Raw genomic sequence first — 19,708 nt, 5'->3', positions numbered from 1 at the left:
TTATGAATTATCTTAAGTCTTTCCTTACATACATTCTTAAGAACTTTTCATTTCGAACTTACCTAATAAATTTTCTATACGAACTTTATGTGAATGCCAATGAAAAATTAGAATCCATTTTCCACTAACCATTTCATAATGCTTTCTTCCCTTTCCTTAATATCGTCATGCTGCGTATCGTATTTACGCATTTTCTTCTGTGCAACTATATTTCCATCTACCATATACAATATTCTTTCGGTTTTTGCTGCCACCTTTACATCATGCGTAACGAGCATTATGGTTGTTCCTTTTTTATTTATCCCTGCAAGAATTGACATAATCTCTGCTGCCGAATTGGAATCTAATGCTCCGGTCGGTTCGTCTCCAAATATGATATCCGGATAATTTATAAGCGCTCTACAGATGCCGGCTCTCTGCAGCTGTCCACCAGATGCCTGGATGATATTATTATCTGCAAGCTTTTCAATTCCTGTCATTTTAAGTAGCTTTTTTGCTTTTTGATTTACCATATTTTTATCCGCATCTTTTGATACAAAGGCAGGAAACATAACATTGTCAATCACTGACAGATTCTTTAAAAGATTAATATCCTGAAAGATAAATCCCATGTTATTAAGCCTAATCTTCGCCAGTTCTTCTTCTTTTAGTCCAACCATTTCACTGCCTTTAAATTTCACACTGCCAGAAGTAATTCTATCCATACCGCTTACATTATATAGCAGTGTTGACTTCCCACTTCCAGATGGCCCCATGACCGTAACGAATTCACCTTTTTCTATCGCAAAGTTTACATCCTTTAAGATATGAAGCTCATTGTCTTTCCATAACTCTACTTTTTTGTTCATACTTCTAGCTTCCAATATATTGCTCATATATATTCCTCCAATGTAAAATATTCAAATCAAAGTCTATATCCACAGTGACATCCCGGAATGCCTTATTTTTCAGCAGTTCTAACTTCTTAAAGTTACAGATAAATCATCTTCTACTGTTACCGTGCAACACACAGATATAGTAACTCCAACTACTAAAATCAACGCTAACGGACATAGCAGTAAGGTCTGCCATGCAACATTAACAAATTGAATTCTTGCAGCCCCCATTGGCGACATTGCCAAACTTACAAGAAACTCCCCTAAATAATCAGAAGCCAGCACTCCAAGTATGATTCCCAATATCAGTACCATCAAAGTTCCTGCCATATATTGATGTTTAACATTTTTAGAAGTTAATCCCACACACCGCATGATTGCAATCTGGGACATATCCTTTGACAATAACATCTTAATGAATAATGCAGTTATAAGTATAACAATTATTACTGCAATTGCGATTGAGCCTATAACAATTATGCTCATCTGATCAATGATATTTCCAAGAGTCTGCCCAGTATATTCTTTGATATCATTTACCTGCGCAGAATCATAGGTATTCTGATAGTAGTTCATTTTCTTTCTAATATCAACACCTTTAGCCACATCCATGTTCACAATATACCAAAGAACGGCATCTTCATTTAAACCAAGACTGGTATCCGCTTTCGATGTTTTACCACCATTTGTAATATCTTGATAAATACCACATATTTTCATAGTCTTCTCTGCCTCGAAAGCCTTTACTACTATTTCATCTCCCACTTTCTTGTTTAATCCGTCTTTTGACGCATTTGCATAGGAAACTGAGATTTCCCCTTCACCCTTCGTTGCTCTCCCTTCCACATAATTTAATGGAAATACAGAAAAATCTCCGGTTTCAATATTAATATAGTCCCAGGAACCTTTCGCATTTTTGACCTGGTATGAACATGTTATGTAGGCCGCATACTTTTCAATATCCGAATCATTCTTCAACTCTTCCTGCAGCTTTTTAAAATCTTCTGTAATCGTATCTGTCTTTCGAAGATCGATTCTCATGTCGCATTTTCCTATTCCCATGTATGTGGAAAATGACCGTGAGTTCATGGTGTTATACATATTTAACGGAAGAATTACAATAACCGTACATACAGCAAAAATAAAAATCAGTAACCTGTATAATTTGAAACGCTTCCATACATCCCTAATTCCCATGTAAACATTGGTGCGCAGGAATTTGTTGCTAAGCAGTGGAAAACTGTATTTCCGGTTCTTTCCACGTTCCATGATGTCTGAACGCAATGCCTCCACCGCAGAAATCTTATCTATTTTTTTCAGCACTTTCTTGCAGTACATCACAATTATAAAATATACAAATAATGGAACTATAAGAGATAGTACATATTTTAAGTTTCCTGATAAATCCGAAGATATATAAAGTCTCATTTTACCGTTAAACAGATTTACCACTACAAAGGAAAGCAGATAGCCTATTATACCGGCTACTACTGACATAACCCTGTATTTGATAAGATATACCTTCTTTATATCCTTTTTAGATATTCCCATCGCTTTCATAACACCAATTTCTCTTAAATCTTCATCAATAGTTGCCAGAAAGGTAAGTCTGATACAGCAGGTCGCTATAATAATCAGCAGAATACTGATAAGTATAATTACCATCGCAACTGCCGCATCTGACATAGCATTAAACACCATAAATATCTTTCCGACCACTGTCGGACCGTTTGCCGGAAGACCTGCAACCATATATGCAGTCAAAGCAGCCTGAGAATCCCCGTTTTCATTCAGTTTAAATTCAATAAGATATTCCACTTCCCCTGCCTGCTTTTCAATCATTTCATCATAGTCCGCCTGATTAATAACAAACCGCTTCGAAGACGTAAGGGAAGAGTTCATCTCATAATCTCTTGCATAATTTGAAATGACAAACTCTTTCAGGTATCCTTCACTTTTCACCGTAATCGGATCACCTATTTTCAAGTCATGTTTTTCCATGAAGTAGATGGGAACCGCCACTTCACCTGCCTTTACCTCCAGCTTTTCATTATCCAGATCCAATATAAAATCAAATTTCTTATTCTGTACAACAAATGAAATATCCTGTACCGTTCCAGCCATCGTTTTATTTTTGCCAAAATGGATATTCCCTCCATCAAAATCCAGAAGAACCATCGTCTCCTGCTTCGCTATATTCTCACGCTGCTCTTTCGTAAATTTATCGATTTCTGCCTGATCATATTTTCCGGAATGCATCTGAGTAATGTCAGCTGGGACTGCACGTTCCTGCAACTGGGACATCGACTGAATCAGATTTGCAATGATATTTGTTGCACTAGCTCCTAAAATAACTGCCATGGTTATAAACACAGATACTGTCACAGTTATGATTTTCTTCCTGCTGAAATCATTCTTTACAATTTTAAAAAACATTATTTTTTCTCCTTCTGACTATATATCTTTGCTTCGAAAGCTCTCATCATTAAATGATTGTTCTGCCTCCAAACTACCTTCTGCTTCTTTCTTGGAATCCATTCCACGGATAGTCTTTGATTTAGATACAATCAGTGCCGTAATTACAAGGCCTATTCCGGCAAGGATTAGTAAGAATCCGATTCCTCTTGTTTCACCAGTTCCTATGACTTTTCCAACAGTATCCGCCAGCACACCGCCTTCTACCAGTGCTGGATTAAATACATAATCTGCAAGAACACCTGCCAAAATATAAGCAATTACATATCCCAGCTGTGAAATCAAAGAAATAAGTCCCCATGCCCTACCCTGCTTATCATTATCAATGGATTTTCTTATGAGAACATCAATACTTGCAGTCGCATATGGTAGCGAAGCAAAAAATAAAAATCCAGAAATAATAATGACGGTCATGCTTGTCGTTGCACCAAATCCTGCCATAGTAATACCACTCGCAATAAAGCTTGCCACCATGACATTTACATATTTGCTCTTTAATATTCCACTACCAATCATGATACTGGACACCATCATACCGCAGGCAACTACTGTCTGCAGAATTCCAGTTGTTTTCTCACTGGCAAAGGATAGGATCATTGGTTTTGACAGGACCTGAATAAATCCCATATAAAACATTAAGACGGAAACAAGTATAATTAATAGCATGACTCCTTTAGCCTGGATAATAATCTGCCATCCTTCTTTTAAGTCCTTGAAAAAACTCATTTCTTTCTTAACCTGTGACTTTACCGCAAGAGATTTTCTTACGGTAAAGATTGCAACAACCGTTACAACAGAAGTCAGAATATCAATGGTAAGTATCACTTCCATACCGGAAGCTGCCAGAATTAAACCGCCAATAATCGGTGAAATCAAAAACTTGGAAGAGGATGCAATTGACACCATTCCACTTGCTTTTGCATAGTCATCCTCTGTCAGTAAATCCGTAATTGTTGCTTTATATGCCGGATCGAGCAATGCTACAAATGCTGAACTAAATCCCACACAAAGGCAGATTTGCCACACCTGAATATGCCCTTTGTTCATAAGCCCCAGCATAACAATCAGCCCAAACGCTGATACAATATCTCCCAGTATCATGAGCAGTCTTCTATCAAATCGGTCTGCAAGAACCCCCGCAGCCGGACTTAATAAAATCATCGGCAGAAGCGCCGCCATTTCCACCATTGAGACATCCACCGCTGAATGTGTCAGCTGCCACACATACACTCCAAGACCAAAGGCCGTCATTCCAGTACCGATATTAGATATCAGTTCCCCCAGCCAGATAATCAGAAATTTTCCGAAGGATTTTCCCGAATTATTCATTGCTGCCTCCATCTCCGCTACCAAACATCTGCATAACGTACATAAGACTTCCACTTTCGGCACCGAGCAGCCTTTCTACATTGAAAACAAACGCCTGTATGCGTGAAGCGCGCTCCGCGCTTGTCATTTTAACCATATCATCATCAAAAACGGTATTTGTATATGACATAACCATTTCCACGCATTCATACGGGAACGGCGTGCTGAACAGTCCCTGCTCAATGCCCTCGCAGATTATTCCCGTCAGTATCGGCGTAACACCGTTTAATATTACCTTTTGTATTTTCTGATGCATAAGCGCGTTCTGTGGCTTGTGAATGTGCTCCATAATTTCCTTGCCGCTTCCGCCACTTATGTTCAGTGCCATTACAACGCGCATAATGCGCTTGTTTACGGGCATGCTCTTGTCTGCGGCAATTTTCTGCGCCGCGCCTAAAATACGGACGTTATATCGCTCAATCAGCACGTCCATAATGCCCTCCTTCGACTTGAAGTGGTAATATAGTGTTCCCCGCGCAATTCCGACCTTTTCGATAATATCGTTTGTGCTTGTGCCGTCAAAGCCCTTCTGACAGAAAAGCTCATCCGCCGCGTCAAGTATTTCTTTCCTGCGTTCTTCAGCTTCTTTTACTATCCTCATTTGTACATCTCCTTACAACAGACTGACTGTCTGTCTATTAATAATATAATGTCATATTTGTTTTAAGTTGTCAAGAGAGCGTGCTAAATTTCCTTAAAAACCGTCTGCGAAGCACGGTGTCCATCAGGTCTATAGGTCTGTCAGTATCCTCCCATCTTTTCAGCGATGTCAGCTTACGTAAATTCAAGATATTCTACGGTAGGGGTTTATTTTAGTATGCATTTATTTTAATTTACCCCAAAAACTTATGGTCAAATCATAAGTTTCGCCTTATATTTTCACCAAAAAACAACGAAAACCCCTGAATTCAAGGGTTTTCCTTTGTATCAAAATTGTTGTTTATGTATGGTGGAGGCGAAGCCTGATGGGTGTAATCCACTATATAAAGGTGCCTTCCTTAAATACAGAAGACATCTCTAATAACCAGTGAACCCCTGTTACCACTTTTCAAGTCTACCTTTTTATTATTAAACTTATACCTCCCACACTCATCTCATTTATGATTTTAAACTATCTGATACTCCCTTAAAGAAATTTCCAATAGAATCACATACACTTGAGAACCAACTTTTAGCCTTATCACTCTCTAATGTATTTTTCATTGTACTAGCTACACCCTCAAGCTGTCCTTTTACTTTGCTGTAATCCAAGTTTAATTTATTTACATTTTTCATTAATCCAACAATACCACTTACATCATCTTTAGACAGATTGTAATTGTAATTATTTGTTACATTATTTACTATTTTTGTTATACCTGCCTCATTCTTAGGTTTATCTTTTATAACTTCACTCTTTACTTCATTGATTAATCCCGCTGCTTTATCTTGTCCAATTTTTTCACCTAGTTTGCCTGTAACTGCGACCTCTTCATTAGCTGTTTTCTTTGTACTTTCATCTAATTTCTTACCGTCTTTACTATTTTCAAATCCCTTTAATATGCCAGTCATAGCTGCCGTACCGGATACAGTGAATGGTGCAGAAACTTTAACATTAGCATTCTCAATTCCTGCTGTAATTAGGGCATTCTTTATCATACTAGCATTTACCCAAGTTACATTATTTGTATTGACTACTAAACCACCAGTAGTTGTTGGCTCAATATAAGAACATGATATCGCCTTATTACCTAATTGAGCTCTAGATACTGTATCTCCCAGATATTTCTTCTCTTCACTAGCTGTAACTTCAACAACACTCGCACTATTCCTATCTACATCAAAATACTTTAGCATGTTTTCTTTCTGTTGATTCGTCAAATCATCCCCTATAGTAACACTCTTATATGAATCAGCATATACATTTTTTATAGGTGTTACAAACAAACTTACTGTTAACATTACACCTAAGACTAATTTCTTATTCATTTGACAAGACCTCCATATTCCACATTATTTAACTGTTGTGACTTAGATATATTATAACCTAAACTATACTAATTTGGTAAATGGATTTTTTTCCATTGAATTGTATGAACTATAGGTCCCTTTAATACTTGGAAATTTCTTCAACATATACTCCTTCATCACTTCTAATATTGGTTGGAGAATTAAATTTAATAATTTATAGTTCTATTGGTCCCTTTAAAATCCACTACTCCGCCTTTCTTTTTAATAATATTAATTATCATATTTGCCTAAAAACCCTCGAGTTTCTTTCCCAATTTCTTTTGATTTCGTATAGAAAATATAATGTCTTCCTTCTAGATCAGAATAACTAAATTTATTATACTCCTTAAATTCATCTAAATTTTTATTCATTATATTTGTATATTTATCATTAGGTATATCTTTCATAGATCTAATTGCAATAAATTTAAGTATTGGCAACTCCTTTGACATTTTAGTTTTATTCACTGTTCCACAATTCTTTAATATCATATTAATTTCATTTTTTATAGTTTTGTTAAATGTATTTTGAACTCCCATTTTTACTAAATCATTTTTATCCTCTTCTGAAAAACAAGCTTCATCTTTGTAAATATTATTATAATATATCCTATCAATACCTAAAAAATTTCCTACAGTAGCTTCCATATATAGCTTTTTACCCATGGGTAAATCAATTTTATCCGCTTCTTCTAGACATGCCTTAACTAATGTTGTATCCATCATAACTATTGCTTCAACTTCTTTTGGATAAACTTCTGCATAATACTGAGCATATATCCCTGATATAGAGTGAGGCATAAGTATATATGGTCCATCTATATTGGCCTCTTTCAATGCCGTTCTGGTTTCAGCAACAATATTTTCTACGCTACGTTCCTTTGAAGTTTCTTCACTAAATCCATAACCAAAAGGTTCTACAACCACTACTTTAAAGTCTTTTTTAAACTCTTTAATTAAAGGTTTAAAATCAATTGAAGGTGCAATACTTCCTAAACCTGGCATTAAAACAATTGTTTTCTTTCCTTCACCCTCAGAATATACGTGCATTTTTTTACCATCAACCTCAACTAATGTACCTAAAGGATTAACATCGTCTTTTTCTAGATATTTTCGAACTTGACCTACTATAGATATAATTATTAATAACGCTAATATGACAATAAGAATGTTTTTTAATATCTTTAGTATCTTTTTAATCATTATTATCGCCTTCCTCATAGACCATCTTCACATAATCATTACTTATGAAAAAATAGAATAAAATCATTGTTATTGAATATAAGCATAGCGCAATTATTAACTGAGTATTAAACGAAAAATTCATTATTTGTTCTAACATCTTAATTGCAATAATACTATGCAGTATTCCTACACTACCAGGTAAAATAAATGAAATTCCAACTTGTACATGCACAGATTTCTTTACTTCCGCTTTACTCATGCCTATTTTCTTCAGTGTTTTGTACTGCTCTTTATCCATGAAGGCATCCTTTAATATTTTAAAATAAATTGTACTAAAGGTTGAAAGTATAAATATTATAGACATTATTAGCCCTAAAAAATGAAATATTTCTATTGCATAATAATCCCATGTGTATTCGTTAATATGTGGATATACCTTCTCCTTTGGCATAACTTCCCTTATATTGGATATTAATTGATCTGCCTCTTTCTCTTTACTTATTTGAACGCAATTTAAAGATGTTTCATTAAAGCCTTCCTTAACCTTTTCATATTCATCATCTTCTAAAATATATATATTTTTTGTTCCTAATTTGTCTATAATCCCAGTAAAGGGTGCATCTTCTTGTTTTTTAATTACATACTCTCTATTTTTTATTTTAATTTCTTCTTTCAGAACATTTAATGGAGATGCTAATGTTGTTGCACTTATTATAAAAACAGCCTCGCATCCCTTAGGCTTAATGTTATCTGTTACTTTATAATTTAGAAACTCTAAGTTCTTTTTTAATGTTGAATAGCTTATTATTATTGCTTCATTTTTATAATCTACTTTTCTATGATAGTTTATATAATCAATCTTTCCTAAAATAAATTTATTTTCATTAATTCCAATTAACTCGTGATTAGATTCATTAATTATTCCCACTACTTTTTCTTTTGATTTTTCATCATTACTTTCATAGCTAAAACTATATGGAGATTGCTTAATAGCTTCTTTTTGTGCAACTTTCTCAAAGGATAAGCTTACTCCAAAGGCTGTTATAGCTGCTGCACATAACATTGCTGTCATAGCTAGATTACGATAATTCCCCTTTAGTCTAAAGTACATATTAGAAATACTTACTAACATAACATTCTTATATACCATGGTTTTATTTTTTATCATCTTATTAAAGACTATGGACATGAAACTTCCAAAGAAAAAGTATGTACCTATTGAAACACATAATAGCGCTGTCATAGATGAAAACAGCAAATCTAGCTCCCATCTTTTAATCATAACGCCAACTAAGTAACCAGCTAAAATTAATAGAACCCCTAAGATACCCTTAAAATATCTTAACTTTGGTAGTTCTTCTTTTTCCTTTGTAGCATTAATCATATCTATGAGTTTACTTTTCTTTACTACTCTATATTTTTTATAACCTAATATTGCAAAAATACATGAGAATACTAAGATTACTATAAAGACAGCATTTAATGAAATTTTGAAAGGTATTTCTACATTTAAAAATATGGATTTTGCGAGTAGCATAAAAAATAGTTTAGATAAGATTACTCCAAATATAAGTCCACTACATATAGATGTAGCTCCAAGTAATAAACTTTCTATTGCAAATACTTGTCCAATTTTTGATTGGGTAATTCCCATTAACATATATAAGGCAGTCTCCTTTTGCCTATTTAACAAGAAAAATTTATCTGCATTAAATATAAAATATACTACTGTACATACTAAAATAAATCCACATGAAAGACTTGCTACACTTGCTGCCTGAAATCTTTCACTAATTTCGATAAATGCCTCATTGTCTCCTATTGCTAAAAAGTTATAGAAAGTTGCAACAGATACAATTGTAATAAGTAAATAAAGTTTATATACCTTTATGTTATCCTTAAAAAGCATCAATGATAGTTTAAATGAGTTCATCACTAACTCCTCCCATCATAGCTATCATATTAAGAATCTTTTTAAACATCTCACTTTTATCTCCATTGCTATCTAATTCACCACTTATACTTCCATCCTTCAAAAACATCACTCTATCTGAATAGCTTGAAGCCCTAGGATCATGAGTTACCATTATAATCGTAGTATTACAACTTTTATTTATATTTACGAAGCATTCAAGAACTTCTATAGCTGATTTAGAATCTATTGCACCCGTTGGTTCATCTGCAAAAATCACCTTTGGAGATGTAATTAATGCTCTACAAATTGCTGCTCTTTGCTTTTGGCCCCCTGATAATTGATAAGGATATTTATCCAGATGCTTTTCTATGCCTAAGAGCTTTGTTAGTTTATTAATCTTTTCTAATATTATCTCTACCTTTTCATTGTTTAGTGTTAATGGCAATGCAATATTATCTCTTATTGTCATATTATCTAACAAATTAAAATCTTGAAAAACAAAACCTATTACGTCTCTCCTAAACCTAGCTAATTCATTTTCTTTTAGACTGTTAACATCTTTACCATCAATTAAAACCTCTCCTGAAGTTGCTTTGTCTATCGTTGACATGACATTTAAAAAGGTAGTTTTTCCTGAACCTGAAGGTCCCATTATACTAATAAATTCACCTTCATTAATTTGTAAATCTGAACTGCCCCCTGTCAAGTAGACAGTGGAAATAATTAAAGATTTTATGTAAGGCGTCTATCATTTGGTAGGCGCTTTATTTATGCTGCATTACCTAATAGATATCGCTGATATTCCATTGGTGTCATGCACTTTAAACGTTTTTGATAACGTCTATTATTATAATATTCTATATAGTCTTCAATCGATTTCTTTAAGCTTTCATAGTCTTCAAATTTATGAAGATAATACATTTCTGTTTTTAAGATTCCCCAAAATCCTTCCATTGGACCATTATCAATACAATGCCCAACCCTCGACATGCTCTGTATCATTCCAGCTTTTTTTAGTTTTTCTTTAAATATTTTTGAAGTATACTGGAAACCTCGGTCACTATGAAATATTGGTTTAGCATCAGGGTATACTTTAACAGCAAGATTAAAGGTTTGATAAACCAATTGGTTATTATTAGAATGACCAATGACATATGAAACAATACTTCTATCACCTAAATCAAATATTGCACTTAGATAAGCCTTTTGTCCACTTCTCCCATATTTAAACTCGGTTACATCTGTAAGCCATTTTTTATTGACTTGTTCTGCTTTAAAATTTCTATCCAAAATATTTTCTGCAGTAACTTCAGGAGTTGACTTAATATAATTATATCTTTTTTTTCTGCATACGGATTTTAATCCTAATATCTGCATCAGACGATAAATTCGTTTATAATTAACTTTTTTATTATATTCTCTACGGATTTTAATCGTCATCTGGCGATAGCCTAAGATACCGTCTTTTTCCTCATATAACTCACAAATAAGCTTTAATAATTCTTCGTTTTTCAATACTCGGTTACTTTTTTCTCTGTGTAGCCATTTATAATATGCAGAATGGCTAACGCCGCCTATAATGCACAACTCAGTTATAGGAAATTTATCTTTGTTAGATAATTCTTGGATTGCAAGATAAGTATCTTCGTATCTAGCTTCGCTTAATATCGCCTTCTTTCTATCTCTTGGATTTTTTTTAGAAGAGCATTCTCCATCCGTAATCTTCTATTTTGTGCTTCTAAAAGCTTGTATTGAGCTTTTAGCTTTTCATCTTCTGTCATTAACTCTTCAGCCTTTGGCTTTCCACGTCGGTCCAAAAGCCCTTCAATACCAAACTGATTATACTTCTTCATCCAGGTATAAATCTGAGGATAAGATACCTTATATTTTTCAACAGTTTTATTATAACTGTTATTGTTTTCAATACAGTACTTTATGATTTCAATGCGTTCAATATAAGAAGTTTTGCGTCCTTTGGTCATGATTATTTTTCCTCCTGTTCCAGAAGATTTTATGTTTTCATGACCATTATACTTCTTTATCCAATTGCATAAAACTGTATTTGACGAAATATGATACTTAATGCATAAATCATTCAGTGAGCCATGCCCATCAAGATATTCTTTTACAATGTTAATCTTGATTTTGGCAGTATAAGAAGTATTTTTGCTAGAATGTTTTAACCCAGCTTCACCTTCTGATTTATATCGTATTACCCATTTTTGAAAAGAACTCTTATGTACTTGAAGTTTGTTGCATAAACTTAACATACTAGCTTTTCCATTTAAATATGATGTTACAGCCTTAATTTTTTGTTGGTCTGATATAGTTGATTTTCTTCCCATAAAAAAATAGCCCTCCTTATAGTAAACAGTTTTATTATTTTAACTGTCTACCATAAGGGGAGCATATCAATCTACTTCCTTTAATACTTTATGTTTATTAGTTAACCTTCCATATTCTTTAATTAACTTTGATACTGCTACAATTTTATTCATATTATCACCTCGTATCTATAGTATAATTTATAACTGACTACTCCTCCACCTATCAAGGTTACAAATTAGGTTCTAATGTGACATTGGTGTAACATTGTAGTAATCTGCTAACTTGTAAAAACTTAGAATAAATTCAGTGTACTCTGCCTCTTCACTTTCTACCTTCAAATCTATATTTAAATTATTACACATTTTTTTTGTATAATATAAACCAATACCAGTTGATTTAGTTCTTGACCTTCCATTTTTCCCAGTGAATCCTTTATTAAATATTCTTTTTATATCTTCTCTAGGAATACCAATCCCATTATCTTTAATATGTAAATAATAAGCCTTGCTATCCTCTTTACTGAAAATATGTAATTGTCCATTTTCATTAGTATACTTACTACTATTATTAATAATTTGAGAAAGGATATAGTGAATCCATTTTCTATCACTTATTATATTAAACCCTTCAACCTCTAATATTATTTCAATGTTTTTGTTTATGAAAAATCCTGCATTCTCTTTTATTGCCTTTCTAATTTCATCTCCTACTGCTACTTGCTCACTTTTTACATCTAAATTATAATTATTTGCCCTTGTAACATATAGCACTTGATTTACACTAAACTCCATTTGTTTTATTTCAAATATTACCTTTTGCGACTCATCCTCTTCCAAGTCTTCTAATAATAGGTAAGCAACAGCAATATTAATTTTAATATCATGAACCCATCTTGTAATATAATCCTCAAAATCATTTATATTGTTTTTTAAACTTTCTTCCTTTTTTAGATGTTCTAGACTTTGTTTTTTTAATATATTTGAAAATACATTTAAATGAAAATCATTTATTTTATTATCTAATTCCTCATTACACTTTAAAATATTACTGTATTTATTTTTTTCTTTTATAAATCCATAAGTAAAAGCTATAAATACTGTTAATAAAATAAGTATATCCATGTACATAATATCTTGAAAACTCTTATTTATAGTACTACTGCTATATAATATACAATTAATTATTATAAAAATTATTGTATTGCTTATTAACCATATTTTATTAATCTTCATATAATCAATTATCTTCATCTATCACTTCCCCCTTTTTATCCTTCATATAAATAACTATATCTTTCTTGTATCTTAAGAAAAAGTCAACCATCTAGAATTTTCATCCAAACAGTTGACTTAATATCATAATATTATATATCCAATGCCTTTTTGTGTTATTATTAAATCTTTTATTCCAATTTGCTCTATGCGGTTTCTTAATCTATTAATATTAACAGTTAAAGTATTCTCATTAACATATATATCATCATCCCAAAGCTTTTTCATTAGTTTACTTCTAGAAACTCCTTTTCCCTTATTCTCTATGAGAGAATGCAAAATGATTATTTCATTTTTTGTAAGTTCTAAGGAATTTCCATTATATAAAAGAGTTGTGTTGTCTAAATTTAATAATAAATCATCACATTTTAATACTCTTGTTTCTTCATTTTTATACTCATATGTCCTTCTTATAATAGCTTGTAGTTTTGCAATTAACACATTTGAATCAAAAGGTTTTTGAATATAATCATCTCCACCACTATTAATTGCCATTACTATATCCATATTACTATCCCTTGAAGATACAAATATGATTGGTGTTTTAGATATTTCTCTTATATTTTTACACCAATAAAAGCCATCACAAATTGGAAGGTTAATATCCATAAGAACCACCTTAGGTTCACATTCTTTAAAGCACTCTATTATTTTTTCAAAATCTTCACATACGGTTACTTCAAATCCCCATTTACTTAGAATATTATTTAACACTTCACACATGTTTTTATCATCTTCAATTATCAATAATTTATATGTATTATTCATTTCAACGCCCTAACCCATCCTAATTTATTCCTTTGTCTATTATACAATTTTGTTCTTGAGCTATTGTTATTATACCATCTTTCCTCCCAAAAACAAAAGATAGTTATCTCTTGAAATATAAAAGCCCCCGACAACTATATCACTGTCCATTGGAAGAAGTGAATGATATAAGTAAAAAGTTTGCATAAAGATTAGAAATAATTGTATAATAAATTGTAGGAATAGTTTGTCCTAATTGTGGTTGTGTAATTTTCTATATTGATAACCATATAGAATGGTGTCAATTTTATATATATTATTGTCTAACATAGCCTAAAATTTAAAAGAGGTATTAATTAGCCTTTTTTTAACCATATTCACTTTGCAACATAATTCTTTACAACATTATAATATAATAAAAAATATTATTAATATTTATAGCTATTTTAAGGAGGTTCATGTATGAAAAAAAAAATAATATCTGTTGTTATGATGCTAACAATAACTATCAATGTCAATACTTTTGCTGCGCCAAGTACTAATGAAACATCTGAATTAGAACAAGTTCAAAGCAGCAAAAAAGCTTTACAGATAAAAGCAAATAATTTTGACATTGAAATTGATAAAGTATTAAATAAAATTGACATTAACAAAGCTAAAATGAATGACATCGCTCAAGATATAAGAAAAACGCAAACTAAATTAGAAATTGTAGAAAAAAACGCTATCGATCAAGAAGCCTTGTTTGAAAAAAGAGCAAGAGCTATGTATATAAATGGTTCAGATGGTTATCTTAAGGTAATTCTAGATTCAACTAGTTTTAGTGATGTTATATCAAGGGTAGATACACTTGAAAGGATAATAAAGCATGACAGAAAACTCATTGATGAAATAAAAAAACAAAGAAATTCTATAATAAAACATAAAGCCACTTTAAATAATGAAAATGATAAATTATCAGTGCTAAAAACAAATAATGAAATTATTCTAACAAAATTAAGTAAAGACATAAAAGAACACAAGGTGCTTATTAGCAACGTAACTAAAAAAGAAACTAAATTAATCGCTGACAAAAATGCAAAAGAATTAGCTGATGCGAGAATAAAAGAATTAGCCGCTGCAAAAATAATAAAAAAGCAAGCAGCAACAAATTCCATTACTATATCTAGACACTTAGATTCTGCTAAAAGTGCACCCTCTAAATCTGATGCTATCCCTAGTGATGCATCAAAATCAAATAACTACTTCATTATAGAATCGACCGCATATTCAACGGATGGTTTTACAGCATCAGGTTCTAGGACAAGCAGAAATCCAAATGGATACAGCACTATAGCTGTGGACCCTACAGTTATACCAACGGGCTCTAAGGTTTATATAGAAGGCTACGGATATGCTATTGCATCAGATACTGGTTCCGCTATTAAAGGTAATATCATCGATGTATTTTTTAATACAGAAGCTGAAGCACTTAATTGGGGCCGAAGAAATGTAAACATCCGTATAATAAATGACTAATAAAGAGGGTGTAAATTGTTTTAATTGAGCCCACTTAATTAGACATTACTCTAAAAAACGAGTTATTTCTAAGCCACATTCCTATATTCTATAGGGGTGTGGTTTTTTAATTTTCCTAATTTTCTTGCTGAACAATATTATAGTAAGTCTTAGCTGTCAATCCATAAACTACAGCGTATAACACTGCAAAGATTACAACTGTGCCAGCTATTGCAAATATTAATGCACTAGTACTAAATAGACCAAACAAAGATAATAGTTTGGATACAACGTTGAAAGCAACGGCAATGTGGAGTGCTGCTACTGCTAGTGGAAGGAAAAACACCATAAGTATTTGCTTGTTTATAGTATTTTTAACCTCTTTCTTGCTCATACCTACCTTTTGCATGATTTTAAATCTTTCCCTATCATCATACCCTTCAGACATTTGCTTATAGTAAATTATTAAAACTATTCCCATTGTAAATAATAGTCCTAAAAAACATCCAATAAATATGAACCCACCATTATCTATATAAAAATCTTCTCTAGCTGTATAAATACTTGCAAAATCACTATCTTTCATAGCAGTTATATGGCTTTTTAATGAATCACAAAATTTTATAGTATCCTCTTTATTACCATCGACATCAAATTTAATACGATCATTAGTAAATACACATCCTGTAACATTTTTTTCTTCAGAGGTATCCTTTAATGTATTCATATCCTTAACTATAATTCTATATTCATCTATCATGTTATTTTTATTTTTATTCGCTATCTTTATTTTATTAAGATGCTCTTTCACTTTAAACTTTTTACCACTTATAACAATAGAATCATAATTAAATTCCTTCCCAACTGAAAAGATGAGTACCTCATTATCTTTTAAAGATGCAGCTTTGCCTTCCATTTTGTTATAATCCTCTAAAGTATTAAGATGTATACTTTTTATATCACTCATAGCCGATACATCTGATTTAGCAATTTTGAATGAATTTTCATTTTGTACTGTCATTAATTCTTTATCGTAAAATTCTATTTGGTTTTTTAGTGTTACATGACTCTTATTGGCTTCTTCTTTTATCATATTTGCTACTTTGTCCTTTTCTTTTGCTGATGTATTTCCTATAGATATTGCTACATCTAATGGATAAGCAATTTTTAAGCTGCTTTCTTGACCCGCATATAAAGCAACAGTTGTTGATATTGTTAGTAATACCGCTGTACTTAAAATGCAAATATTAGCCAGACCTACAGCATTTTGCTTCAAACGATAAATCATTCCAGATACTGAAACAAAATTCTTTGTTTTGTAGAAAAATTTCTTATTTTTCTTTAATATCTTCAAAAATGCTATGCTTCCAGCTATAAAAGTACTATAGGTTCCAGCAATGACTAAAATTACTGCTATAAAAAATATATAAAATGCTTCTAATGGTGATTCTAAATTAATGGCAAGACCATACCCAACAGCTAATTCAATAATCCCAGAAATAGCTAATACCCAAGATGTCTTTGGCTCTTTTTCGCCCTTTTGACCACCTTTTAGTAATTCAATAGGATTGGTAAGCTTAACTTGTAGAAGATTTACTATTAAAATAGCTGCAAAAACCATACTAAACAATCCTATAGTTTGTATTATTGCTGGCACTGATATTGAAAATGAAGATGAAATAGTAATATCCAGTTTCATTAAATTTATTAATATTAAAAACATTAATTTTCCAACTATAATTCCACCTAAAATACCTAAAACTAAGCTAATAGCAGCTACTATTACGGTTTCAATAGAAAGAACCTTGGCAATATGCTTTTTTTCCATTCCAAGCACATTATAAAGCCCTATTTCCTTCTTTCTTCTCTTTATTAAGAAACTATTAGTATAAAATAGAAATACTGTAGAAAATATAGCAATGACCTTAACTGCAAATTTCAGAATCATTTTTAATGTTTCTGGCCGTTTCATCTTATCTAATCCTTCGTTTAATACTATACAATCCATGGTGTAGAACATGATAATTGCACTTATACAAGCTAATATGTATGGCAAATAAGTTTTGCTATTTTTCTTTAAATTAGTCTTAGCAAATTTTAAATAAAAGGAACTATTCATTTTCACTGCCTCCTGTAGTTAACAGAGTTAGTGTATTTGAAATCTTTTGATACATTTCATCATTACTCATATCTCCACGATAAATTTGATTAAAGAGCTTTCCGTCCTTTATAAAAAGTACACGACTAGCATGGCTTGCAGCTATTGTACTATGTGTAACCATAAGAATAGTTTGACCAGATTTATTTATAGCTGAGAATAATTTCAGAATCTCACCTGCGGACTTTGAATCTAATGAACCCGTTGGCTCATCTGCAAGAACTAATTTTGGATTTGTAATAATAGCTCTGGTTATTGCTGCCCTTTGCTTTTGTCCTCCTGATATTTCATAGGGATATTTTTCTAATATATCTTTGATTCCTAGCTTATTTACAATTGGTTGTAGTCTGCTATCCATTTCTTTATAGTCTTTTCCTGATAACACTAGTGGAAGGAATATATTATCCTTTATAGAGAATGTATCAAGTAAATTAAAATCTTGAAACACATAACCTAAATGATTTCTACGGAAGGCAGATATTTCACTTTCCTTTATGTTAACAATATTTTTTCCTTCTAATAAAACTTCTCCACTTGTAGGTTTATCAAGTGATGCCAATATATTAAGCAATGTAGTTTTACCTGATCCTGATTCTCCCATAATAGCTATATATTCACCAGCTTCTACTGAAAATGAAACATCATCTAAAGCTTGAACCTTATTACCCCCAAATCTTGTTGAATATATCTTCTTTAAATTTTTAACTTCTACTAATACCATGTTGACCCCTCCAATTTTTACTTTCGGAAATTGATTTATGTTATTTCCTAACTACAAATTAATTATATAAAAAAAAGGAATGCTCTGCCTTAACTTAAGCTTACACTTCCTTATTTAACCTTACATTTATGTAAGGTTACTCTTTACCCCTCTGTGTAAGGCTAGTCTATATTTATTTTATCTGTATAAAAATCAATAGCTACCTTTGTTCCTTTTCCTATTTCTGAGGTCATAAATATTTTATGAGACAGTTTTGTAATAATTTCCTTACATAAATATAATCCTATTCCTGTTGATTTTTTGTCCATTCTGCCATTATACCCTGTAAAACCTCTTTCAAAAACTCTTGGAATATCTTCAGTTGCTATACCTATGCCAGTATCCTCAATTATTAAGGTTTTCTCTAAATCCCCCTCTATATAAATCGAAATGCTGCCGCTTTTTGTATACTTTAATGCATTAGATAAAATTTGTTCTAGCACAAAGGTAATCCATTTTTCATCAGTTATTACCTTGCAATCAAACTCCTTAAAGTTTAGTGAAATCTTCTTATATATGAAAGTAGCCGCATATTTCTTCACGGTTTGACGAATAATGTCATGTAATGAATATATCTCTAATTTTAAGTCAGAGGACAAATTCTCTAGCCTTATATAATGCAACACCATCTCTACATATTGTTCAATTTTAAATAGCTCCTGCTCCATAAGTTTTTTTTCTATACCTGACTGCATAGACTGAATAATCATAGAAAAAGCAGCAATAGGGGTCTTTATTTGATGTGCCCACATTGTATAATAATCAACCATCTCACTTAATTTATTGTCAGTGTTATATAATACTTCTGATTTCCCCTTATATATAGTTGTAATAATACTCTGGTAGTCTTCTTCTATTAATGTCTTAGCCTTTGGTAGCTTATCCAGTTTAAATTGTATCCCACTGAGAATATCTTGAAGAATCATATGCTTATCATAATATACACTAAAATCATAAAGGTTAAATAAAAAAGCTAATGTAGCTGATAGTAAGGTTGCATATAAAATAGGCTCTAATGGAAGATGATATAAAAAATATACCATGAAAAATATCATTATAAAAATAAAAAATTTAATAATTGTTTTTATTTTATCCTTGCAATAGGAAATTGCGATAGTCCAAAGATAATTTTTTTTCATC

The 19,708-nt window shown here is 31.7% G+C and carries 16 protein-coding genes; 1 reads left to right on the top strand and 15 read right to left on the bottom strand.

Features of this window, described 5'->3' with window-relative positions; genetic code table 11:
* Positions 1-107: 107 nt before the first annotated feature.
* The 12 genes from ACWJKS_RS01775 to ACWJKS_RS01720 all read right to left on the bottom strand — a co-directional run bounded on the left by ACWJKS_RS01775 (position 108) and on the right by ACWJKS_RS01720 (position 14,174).
* Positions 108-875 (bottom strand): ABC transporter ATP-binding protein, encoded by a 768-nt coding sequence (locus ACWJKS_RS01775; protein WP_462960305.1) that lies wholly within the window; start codon positions 873-875, stop codon positions 108-110.
* An 81-nt stretch (positions 876-956) separates the two neighbouring features.
* Positions 957-3,311 carry an ABC transporter permease gene (locus ACWJKS_RS01770; RefSeq protein WP_462954471.1) on the bottom strand — a complete coding sequence of 785 codons (2,355 nt, stop codon included), beginning with the start codon at positions 3,309-3,311 and terminating at the stop codon, positions 957-959.
* Between the two features lie 18 nt (positions 3,312-3,329).
* Positions 3,330-4,679, bottom strand: a complete 1,350-nt coding sequence (locus tag ACWJKS_RS01765) for an MFS transporter (protein ID WP_220287716.1) — start codon at positions 4,677-4,679, stop codon at positions 3,330-3,332.
* Positions 4,672-5,319 carry a TetR/AcrR family transcriptional regulator gene (locus tag ACWJKS_RS01760; protein ID WP_220287718.1) on the bottom strand — a complete coding sequence of 216 codons (648 nt, stop codon included), beginning with the start codon at positions 5,317-5,319 and terminating at the stop codon, positions 4,672-4,674. The genes ACWJKS_RS01765 and ACWJKS_RS01760 overlap by 8 nt, the downstream gene beginning before the upstream one ends.
* A 497-nt stretch (positions 5,320-5,816) precedes the next feature.
* On the bottom strand, positions 5,817-6,686 hold the full coding sequence (locus ACWJKS_RS01755; RefSeq protein WP_216302271.1) for a DUF1002 domain-containing protein: 870 nt from the start codon (positions 6,684-6,686) through the stop codon (positions 5,817-5,819).
* A gap of 252 nt (positions 6,687-6,938) precedes the next feature.
* Complete coding sequence (locus ACWJKS_RS01750) at positions 6,939-7,910, bottom strand: alpha/beta fold hydrolase (protein ID WP_216302272.1); 972 nt, start codon at positions 7,908-7,910, stop codon at positions 6,939-6,941.
* Positions 7,903-9,825, bottom strand: coding sequence for an FtsX-like permease family protein (locus tag ACWJKS_RS01745; RefSeq protein ID WP_220287720.1), 1,923 nt, complete (start codon positions 9,823-9,825; stop codon positions 7,903-7,905). The genes ACWJKS_RS01750 and ACWJKS_RS01745 overlap by 8 nt, the downstream gene beginning before the upstream one ends.
* Complete coding sequence (locus tag ACWJKS_RS01740; RefSeq protein WP_462961033.1) at positions 9,812-10,543, bottom strand: ABC transporter ATP-binding protein; 732 nt, start codon at positions 10,541-10,543, stop codon at positions 9,812-9,814. The genes ACWJKS_RS01745 and ACWJKS_RS01740 overlap by 14 nt, the downstream gene beginning before the upstream one ends.
* A 32-nt stretch (positions 10,544-10,575) precedes the next feature.
* The gene (locus tag ACWJKS_RS01735; RefSeq protein ID WP_258280758.1) at positions 10,576-11,475 is read right to left on the bottom strand and encodes an IS3 family transposase; all 900 of its coding nucleotides are present in this window, start codon (positions 11,473-11,475) and stop codon (positions 10,576-10,578) included.
* Positions 11,469-12,152, bottom strand: coding sequence for a helix-turn-helix domain-containing protein (locus tag ACWJKS_RS01730; RefSeq protein WP_258280590.1), 684 nt, complete (start codon positions 12,150-12,152; stop codon positions 11,469-11,471). The genes ACWJKS_RS01735 and ACWJKS_RS01730 overlap by 7 nt, the downstream gene beginning before the upstream one ends.
* Positions 12,153-12,377: 225 nt before the next feature.
* Entirely contained in the window at positions 12,378-13,385 is a 1,008-nt protein-coding gene (locus ACWJKS_RS01725) for an ATP-binding protein (RefSeq protein ID WP_462952627.1), read from the bottom strand.
* A gap of 105 nt (positions 13,386-13,490) precedes the next feature.
* Complete coding sequence (locus tag ACWJKS_RS01720; RefSeq protein ID WP_220287489.1) at positions 13,491-14,174, bottom strand: response regulator transcription factor; 684 nt, start codon at positions 14,172-14,174, stop codon at positions 13,491-13,493.
* Between the two features lie 441 nt (positions 14,175-14,615).
* Here ACWJKS_RS01720 and ACWJKS_RS01715 point away from each other — a divergent pair, with 441 nt between their 5' ends.
* Entirely contained in the window at positions 14,616-15,671 is a 1,056-nt protein-coding gene (locus ACWJKS_RS01715; RefSeq protein ID WP_220287491.1) for a 3D domain-containing protein, read from the top strand.
* A gap of 115 nt (positions 15,672-15,786) precedes the next feature.
* Here ACWJKS_RS01715 and ACWJKS_RS01710 read toward each other — a convergent pair whose 3' ends face one another.
* The 3 genes from ACWJKS_RS01710 to ACWJKS_RS01700 form a co-directional block, all read right to left on the bottom strand.
* Positions 15,787-17,769: an FtsX-like permease family protein gene (locus tag ACWJKS_RS01710; protein WP_462958810.1), complete on the bottom strand. Its 1,983-nt coding sequence runs from the start codon at positions 17,767-17,769 to the stop codon at positions 15,787-15,789.
* Positions 17,762-18,529 carry an ABC transporter ATP-binding protein gene (locus tag ACWJKS_RS01705; protein ID WP_462958811.1) on the bottom strand — a complete coding sequence of 256 codons (768 nt, stop codon included), beginning with the start codon at positions 18,527-18,529 and terminating at the stop codon, positions 17,762-17,764. The genes ACWJKS_RS01710 and ACWJKS_RS01705 overlap by 8 nt, the downstream gene beginning before the upstream one ends.
* Before the next feature lie 161 nt (positions 18,530-18,690).
* The gene (locus ACWJKS_RS01700; RefSeq protein WP_462958812.1) at positions 18,691-19,707 is read right to left on the bottom strand and encodes a sensor histidine kinase; all 1,017 of its coding nucleotides are present in this window, start codon (positions 19,705-19,707) and stop codon (positions 18,691-18,693) included.
* Between the last annotated feature and the right edge of the window lies 1 nt (position 19,708).

It is taken from the genome of Clostridium sp. CM038, from assembly GCF_055081105.1.
The sequence above is the reverse complement of the archived record's forward strand: the minus strand, read 5'-3'. Positions and strand labels throughout refer to the sequence as shown.